6 protein-coding genes and 1 pseudogene are annotated in these 7,410 nt (G+C 41.6%); 2 read left to right on the forward strand and 5 right to left on the reverse strand.

The window, feature by feature from the left end:
• The 5 genes and pseudogenes from AWV70_RS24970 to AWV70_RS21145 form a co-directional block, all read right to left on the reverse strand.
• Positions 1-215: pseudogene (locus AWV70_RS24970) on the reverse strand (ectoine/hydroxyectoine ABC transporter permease subunit EhuD); the annotation flags it as partial.
• Positions 212-874, reverse strand: a complete 663-nt coding sequence (locus tag AWV70_RS21130) for an amino acid ABC transporter permease (RefSeq protein WP_060210460.1) — start codon at positions 872-874, stop codon at positions 212-214. The pseudogene AWV70_RS24970 and the gene AWV70_RS21130, both read right to left, overlap by 4 nt.
• A gap of 87 nt (positions 875-961) precedes the next feature.
• On the reverse strand, positions 962-1,837 hold the full coding sequence (gene ehuB, locus AWV70_RS21135; protein ID WP_414714857.1) for an ectoine/hydroxyectoine ABC transporter substrate-binding protein EhuB: 876 nt from the start codon (positions 1,835-1,837) through the stop codon (positions 962-964).
• A gap of 360 nt (positions 1,838-2,197) precedes the next feature.
• Positions 2,198-3,331 carry a conserved virulence factor C family protein gene (locus AWV70_RS21140; protein ID WP_060210461.1) on the reverse strand — a complete coding sequence of 378 codons (1,134 nt, stop codon included), beginning with the start codon at positions 3,329-3,331 and terminating at the stop codon, positions 2,198-2,200.
• Positions 3,332-3,346: 15 nt separating this feature from the next.
• Entirely contained in the window at positions 3,347-5,236 is a 1,890-nt protein-coding gene (locus AWV70_RS21145) for an ABC-F family ATP-binding cassette domain-containing protein (protein ID WP_060210462.1), read from the reverse strand.
• Between the two features lie 351 nt (positions 5,237-5,587).
• Here AWV70_RS21145 and AWV70_RS21150 point away from each other — a divergent pair, with 351 nt between their 5' ends.
• Both AWV70_RS21150 and AWV70_RS24975 read left to right on the forward strand, forming a co-directional pair.
• A complete protein-coding gene (locus tag AWV70_RS21150) occupies positions 5,588-7,081 on the forward strand; it encodes a peptide MFS transporter (protein ID WP_060210463.1) in 1,494 nt (497 codons plus the stop codon).
• 127 nt (positions 7,082-7,208) lie between these two features.
• Positions 7,209-7,410 (forward strand): DUF1646 family protein (locus AWV70_RS24975; protein ID WP_235588798.1); only part of this gene is annotated, 202 nt, incomplete at its 3' end.

The raw sequence follows: 7,410 nt of genomic DNA on the forward strand, positions 1-7,410 counted from the left end.
AATAATTGAACAAGAGGCGGAGTCGAACGTATGAATTCAGCAATCCATTTGAATAGCCAATTGATTGGTCCCATCGAAATTCGGCTCATGATAACCCAGAAAAACCCGAAGAACAGTGCAAATAAATAACAAGCAATCGTCAAACCTACAGTGATCCACAATCCTTTGAAAATGATTGGAATTACCTCAATAAACACTTCCCAGCTCCACGTCATCCGTGAACCACCCCTTTCTTAGCGGCTTTTTCCATCTTTTTCGTAAAGCCGATAAGAGGCAGCGCAAGGATAAAGTAAAATAACAAAATGATAATGTAGACGATTGGCGCTTCCTGCAAATGCGTGCTTCTGTAGATATTTCCGTAGTACAACAAATCCGTCAAGCCGATCAATGAAACAAGCGAAGTCGCTTTTAATATTTGGATTAAATAATTGCCATACTCCGGCAGCATCATACGGATTGCCTGGGGGATGATAATATGCCTCATCCTTTGAAATCTGGAAAGATTCAAGGCGATCGATGCTTCTGTCTGTCCTTTCGGAACCGACAGGATAGCCCCTCTTACAATTTCGGACATATAAGCGCCGTAATTCAGCGAAATCGCCAGCACAGCTACCCACAAATCAGTTCCAAGATGGATATTAAAGAGTCCAGGCAGTGCGTAGGAAAACCAAAAAAGTTGGACAATCAACGATGTGCCCCTGAAGATTTCGACATAAAAACCTGTAAAACCAGTCAGCAATTTATTGTGAGATACTCTTGATAAACCGGCAATCAATGCAATGAATGAAGAGAAGATAATGGAAAGTGCAAGTACGATCAGTGTTACTTTTATCCCCCTCATAAGCATGAAGGTAATATCTGGAATGGAACTCATAAAAACAACTCCAATAATGTTCTTTTCGTTACACTGTCAAATGTGAAACAGGGGCAGACCTGAAAAAGGCCTGACCCTGGACCTAATCTAGTAATTTTCGCCGTTGCAAATACTTTCTGTCGTAAGTGCAGGATCCACTACATTCATCTCTTCTGTAAATCCATATGGTTCAATCAACTCGGCAATTTCCCCACTTTCCTTCAACTTTTTCAGTTCGGCATTATAGGCCTCCCTCAATTCATCGTCATCAATGCGGAACGCTGCTGCCCCGAAGCTGGGAACGCCTTCAATATCCGGTTGGGCAAAGTCATTCACAAATTCAAGCTTGTTTTGATCAGCCGATTCGAGTGCCATTTTTATAGTCATTTCGGTACCCGTAGTTGCATGCGCCCTTCCTGAGGCAACTGCCGCAAATGATGCTGGAATATCCGGTACCATCATAATTTGTTTTTCGTCAACACCTTCGCGGATCATGAAATCTTTTTCAGTCGCTCCACTCATGACAGCGACTGTAATATCAGGATTTGCTGCTATATCCGCATAGCTATGCAAATTTTCCGGATTTCCTGTAGCGACAATTAAACCTTCACCGTATTGCATTTCAGGTTCACCGAAGTCCACACTATCGCAACGATCAGGTGTTATTGCCATACCTGCAGTGATAACATCGAATTTTCCGGCACCAAGTCCAGGGATCAATTGTCCGAAATCGGAAAGATGACCGTCAACCTCTTCTATGCCAAGATTCTCAAAGACTGCTGTTGCAATCGCCACTGCCCCGCCTTTAAGCTCTCCATCTTCTTCGTACGCATATGGTTTTTCATTAGCAAACCCAACCTTTACCACACCTTTTTCCTGCAGGGATTCAAGCGTAGATCCCCCTGACGTGGACTCCCCACTGTCACACGCACTAACAAGTAGTGCCATCACAATTACTAAAATACCAATCTTGAAATTTCTCACAATCTTCCTCCTTTATTTTTTCATCAAACATAATAATTTGATAGTTAACAGGTTAACATAGGGAATTTTAAACATCAACCAATTATTAGCTTTTTTCAGATAAAAACAAATCAAAAATCCCAAACAAAGCCCTTCATGACAGCAACTGTAGCTAACTAAATAAATTTAATATTTTTCTCCAAGAAATCAATTAATAAAATGTAAACGCTGTCTTACTTTGAAAATTAGCATCTTTTTTTATGGTGTTTTCCAATTCCAATGTTCCATTTTGATAAAAAAATTAAAAACATCAGCAAGTGTATGAATGCACACTTTGCTGATGTTTTTAGACAAAATTCGCTATTTTTCCCTTCGGTACAATTAGTCAAGTGAATTGCTATGAATCTCGGTCATCTGCTTCCAAATGGAACCTTTCGCTTCTTCCCCTTCAGTAATCCTAGCAATGGCCATTCGGACTTGCAGTTTCACTTCGAATTCAGGATCGTTTTCGGAATCATGCAATGCTGGCAATGCATTTTCTGTTCCTGACTCGTAGAGGAACATGGCAGCCCGCCACCTGACAAGTTTGTTCTTATCTTTCAATGCCCCGATTGCAGCTTGCTCAAAGCCTGCAAAACCTAAATCGCTCATGCAATCGCCCGCTGTTCTGCGCACCGCCCAGCTTTTATCCTTCAATGCCTTTTCCACGTAAGGGATGACGGACTCATCCTCGATCATTCCAAGATATACCGTTGCAAGACGGCGAATCGACATTTTATCATCTTCTAGCGCACGATCAAGCAATGGCAGATCTGAAACATCGGGATCAGGCATTTGATCAATCAGTTGGAATCGTTTTTCCCACTCTTCCACATTGAAATCATCCAATGTGACTTTGCGCTTTCGTTCTTCAACGTTGCTTTTCCCTTGTTCCGACAGGCTAATAATTTCCTTTAATCGTTCTTCAGGATAAGCGGCTTCAACTTCCAACACGACTGTTTCGCCGATTTCCTGTTTGTCGCCATATCTGATGCCGTAATCAGCCCATTTTCGAAGCAGGATATAATTTTCCACTTCCGTACTATGCACTTTTTCCATCGCTTCGCCAAAACGCTCACTAAGACCGAACCGCAACTCCGAATCACTATCAAAAACCTTCACTTGAAGCGGAATATCTTTATAAGTTTGGACATGGACATACACTTCCCCATAATGGTCATCAGGTGTTTTTTCGGATTCTCTATTAGCGTCCATAGATTCCTCATTGAATATAGATTGTACTTCAGCAAGGATATCCTCCCACGCAACATTTCCTACACGTTCGACCGCCATGAAATCCATGACGTGGTAAATCCCTTTAACTCCTTTAACTTCAAGCATTTTCGAAACAGGATGTGGCGCGCTTTCTCTGTCTTCTTTTTTATAATTATGGCTGACTCCCATCGGAAGCTCTTCATTCACTATGATTTTCATCGAATTTGGACTCGGGGTCGGTTCTATCGTTACAATTTTCATTTTGAAAAACTCCTTTCAGTGCGATTCTGATATTTCTTGCAAATATGACCAACGTTCAATCAAACGCTCGTATTCAGCATTTAAACCATCCAGCTCTTTTGTCAATTCTCGTAAGCGATCATAGTTTGAACCGAATTCGACCATCTGAGCTTCAGTAGATTCAATCTTCGCCTCTACATTTTCGACATCTTTTTCAATTGATTCCCATTCCTTTTTCTCGGAATAGGTCATTCGCTTTTTTGTGACAGCTGGTTGCTGTGTTTGTGGTTCTTGTATGGCTTTTTTTGGAGTGACATCGTTATTTTTAGCGGTTTCCAATTCAAGATAGTCCGAATAAAGGCCGTAGAGGACCTCAATATTTCCGGAGCCGTCAAGCACCCAAAGCTTTGTAGAAGTCCGGTCCAAGAAAAAACGATCGTGGGAGATGGTCAACACAACGCCTGGAAATGAGTCGATAAATGTTTCGAGTACCGATAGCGTCTCGATATCAAGGTCGTTCGTCGGTTCATCTAACAAAAGTACATTCGGTTGTTCCATAAGCAATTTCAACAAATAGAGCCGTTTTCTCTCGCCGCCGGACAACTTTCCGATCGGTGTTCCATGGGAAGAAGAAGGAAATAGGAAGCGTTCCAGCATTTGTGTAGCAGAAATCCTTATGCCGTTGCTATCTTCTATGTCATTTGAAGTTTCTCTTATATATTCGATGATACGTTTGTTTTCATCCATGATCGGCAGTTGCTGATGGAAATGCGCTATTTTAACGGTTGAGCCCTTTTCAATTGAGCCGCTGTCGGGCTGAAGATCTTCTGCGAACAGTTTCATTAGGGTAGTTTTCCCTGCTCCATTCGGTCCAACAATGGCAATCCGATCTCCCGCTTGCAAAATGCAGCTGAAACGCTCAATGATTTTTTTATTCCCATACGCTTTTGAAATGTCCTGCGCCTCAATGACTTTCTTGCCAAGACGGGATGTTTTCAACGACACATCCATGTCACCAGCAGGACCTTCTTTCTTCAAATTCTCTTGCAGCTCTTCGAAGCGGCCAATGCGTGCCTTCTGCTTCGTCGACCTTGCTTTTGCCCCACGTCTGATCCATTTCAATTCCGTTCGGTACCTATTTCGCATTTTCGCATCAGTCGCTTCCGCCATTTCTTCCCGTATCGCCTTCGATTCCAAATAATCCGCGAAATTTCCGGTATGTGCGTAAAGTGTACGATCGGCTAATTCATAAATATGAGTGGATACCTCGTCAAGGAAATAGCGGTCATGTGTAATGAACATGACAGCCCCCTGCTCGCTCTTCAAGTACTCCTGCAACCAAGTGATCGACTGGACATCAAGGTGGTTTGTAGGCTCGTCCAAAAGCAAGATATCCGCTGGTTCGATGATCACTTTCGCTAAAGCGACACGCTTCTGCTGACCTCCGGAAAGTTTGCCCATCTTTTTATCAAACGTATCAATCCCCAATTTTGTCAGGACCATCCTTGCTTTCGTGTTTAAGTCCCATGCCAACCTAGCGTCCATTTCATTTTGCAAACGCGTGAATCGTTCTTGGTTTTCTATTGAAGAAGAGTCCAAAGAAAGTGCCGCAAGCGCATATTCATATTCCAAATTCAATTTGATGATCGGCGCATCTGACATGAATACTGTTTCCATCACAGTTTTTTCCGGATCTACTACAGGTGTTTGCGGCAAATAGGAAATACTGTATTTATTCGGATGCTCCTTATTGATGGAATCCACATCCTCTGTTCCGGCGATGATTGAAAGAAGCGTCGACTTGCCCGTTCCATTGATTCCGATTAAGCCGACTTTTTCCCCATTCACAATCGTAAAGGATATATCCCGGAACAATGTTTTCTCCCCAACGCTTTTTGTTAAATTTTCCACAATCAATTGGCTCATAACAACACATCCATTTCTACTAACTGCATATCTTCATGATAGCTCATATTCAATTGTTTTTGAACGTTGACGTTCTGCTCCATTCGAAATTCTAGAAAAAAATAGTAACGGAGCAGAATTTCGTTCCTCCTTTGAAGTATCGGCTCTATTCCGGTGGGCATCATAATGTTGTCCTGAATACGATTACCCACGAAAAAGATTTCATTATAAATATAATTTTAAAAATACATAAGGTATCTGAAAACACTCTATTATCTTGATAAAAACAAATTTTATTGAAGGCATTTTTATTTTGACAATATAATTAATTTATCTATATAATAATGAAATACTAAAGGAGGCAACATTTCAATGTCACAGATCACGAAAGAGCAGATTGTTGAAAGCGTTCCCCAAAAAGGGTTCTTCGGACACCCAAAAGGGCTTTTCACTTTGTTTTTCACGGAATTTTGGGAACGTTTTTCATATTATGGGATGAGGGCAATCCTCCTCTTCTATATGTATTACGAACTTTCCAAAGGCGGATTAGGGATCAATGAGACGACAGCGTTATCCATCATGTCCATTTATGGTGCGCTTGTCTATATGTCCGGAGTTATCGGAGGATGGCTTGCGGACCGTATATTCGGAACGTCCAAGGCGGTCTTCTACGGCGGAGTATTGATCATGTTAGGCCATATTGTCCTCGCAATGCCGGGGGGTGCAATAGCGCTCTTCATCTCAATGGGATTGATTGTTTTAGGAACTGGCCTTTTAAAACCAAACGTTTCAAGCATCGTTGGAGATATATATAGTAAAGATGATATTCGCCTGGATTCTGGCTTTAGTATTTTCTATATGGGCATTAATATGGGAAGCTTCATTGCACCATGGATTGTAGGAACGATCGGACTAAAATATAACTTCCATCTCGGTTTTAGTCTTGCTGCGATTGGTATGTTTTTCGGTCTACTCATGTTCGTTTTCACAAAGAAGAAGAACTTGGGACTAGCCGGCACTCAAATCGCCAATCCTTTGAAACCCGAAGAACGCAAGCGTTTTTTCACAACAGCAATAGCGGTTGTAGTAGTGTTAGGTGCTCTCATTTACATCTCAATTCCTAGAGGATGGCTCACATTCGACTCGTTCATCGGCCTTGTAGGAATCCTCGGTTTTGTGATACCATTCTCTTATTTCATCGTCATGTATCGCAGCAAAAAAACGACACCAGATGAAAAATCAAGAATTATTGCCTACATTCCATTATTCTTGGCCGCAGTGATGTTTTGGTCGATTGCAGAACAGGGGTCAACCATTTTGGCACTCTATGCAGATAAACGAACAGATTTGGATGTTTTCGGATTCCACATCTCACCAGCATGGTTCCAATCGTTAAATCCTTTATTTATCATTGTATTAGCACCGGTTTTTGCCTGGTTATGGATTAAAATGGGCAAACGTCAACCTACGATACCTCAAAAGTTCTCATTGGGAATATTATTTGCAGGACTTTCATTCATCGTGATTCTGTTGCCTGCTTATTTCGGTGGAGCGGATACGCTTGTGAATCCACTATGGCTTGCCCTAAGTATTTTCATTGCAGTATTAGGTGAGCTTTGCCTTTCACCTGTCGGATTGTCTGCAACGACGAAATTGGCACCAGCCGCCTTTTCCGCACAGACGATGAGCTTATGGTTCCTTTCGAACGCAGCGGCTCAAGCATTGAATGCACAGCTTGTAAAGTTTTATTCTCCAGAAAATGAAATGATGTATTTCGGCATCATTGGCGGTGTGGCAATTGTGTTAAGCTTGATTTTATTCGCCATCTCCCCTTTCATTATGAAATTCATGAAGGGTGTCCATTAATGTAATCTGGTTTTTGAATGCAATACCGTCCGCGGTATTGCATTTTTATTTTTACAAAGAATGTTCTACGACAAAAATAATATGATGGAATAGAAAGTAAATTAATGAATGGAAAAGGGGGGAGTTTATGATTTTAGGATTATCGATTATCTTACTTTTAGTTTTATTCGTTCCTTTCACAATTCCGTTCGTCGAGCGCAATTTGGAAGTTTTCCTATTCATTATGGGGATTGCAGCGGTCATCGTCAGCGGCGTTTTGAATAAAGGATTGGTGTTGAAAGCTCTGGAAGACCCTATACAAATCACGATTGCTGTCATAGTGGCGGGTG

The organism is Sporosarcina koreensis, assembly GCF_001531445.1.
GTDB lineage: Bacteria > Bacillota > Bacilli > Bacillales_A > Planococcaceae > Sporosarcina > Sporosarcina koreensis_C.

Bases quoted from the DNA above. Each gene is read 5' to 3' on its own strand.
- AWV70_RS21140 (WP_060210461.1), bottom strand. From the start codon at position 3,331: ATGAAAATTGTAACGATAGAACCGACCCCGAGTCCAAATTCGATGAAA.
- AWV70_RS21130 (WP_060210460.1), bottom strand. From the start codon at position 874: ATGAGTTCCATTCCAGATATTACCTTCATGCTTATGAGGGGGATAAAA.
- AWV70_RS21145 (WP_060210462.1), bottom strand. From the start codon at position 5,236: ATGAGCCAATTGATTGTGGAAAATTTAACAAAAAGCGTTGGGGAGAAA.
- AWV70_RS21150 (WP_060210463.1), top strand. From the start codon at position 5,588: ATGTCACAGATCACGAAAGAGCAGATTGTTGAAAGCGTTCCCCAAAAA.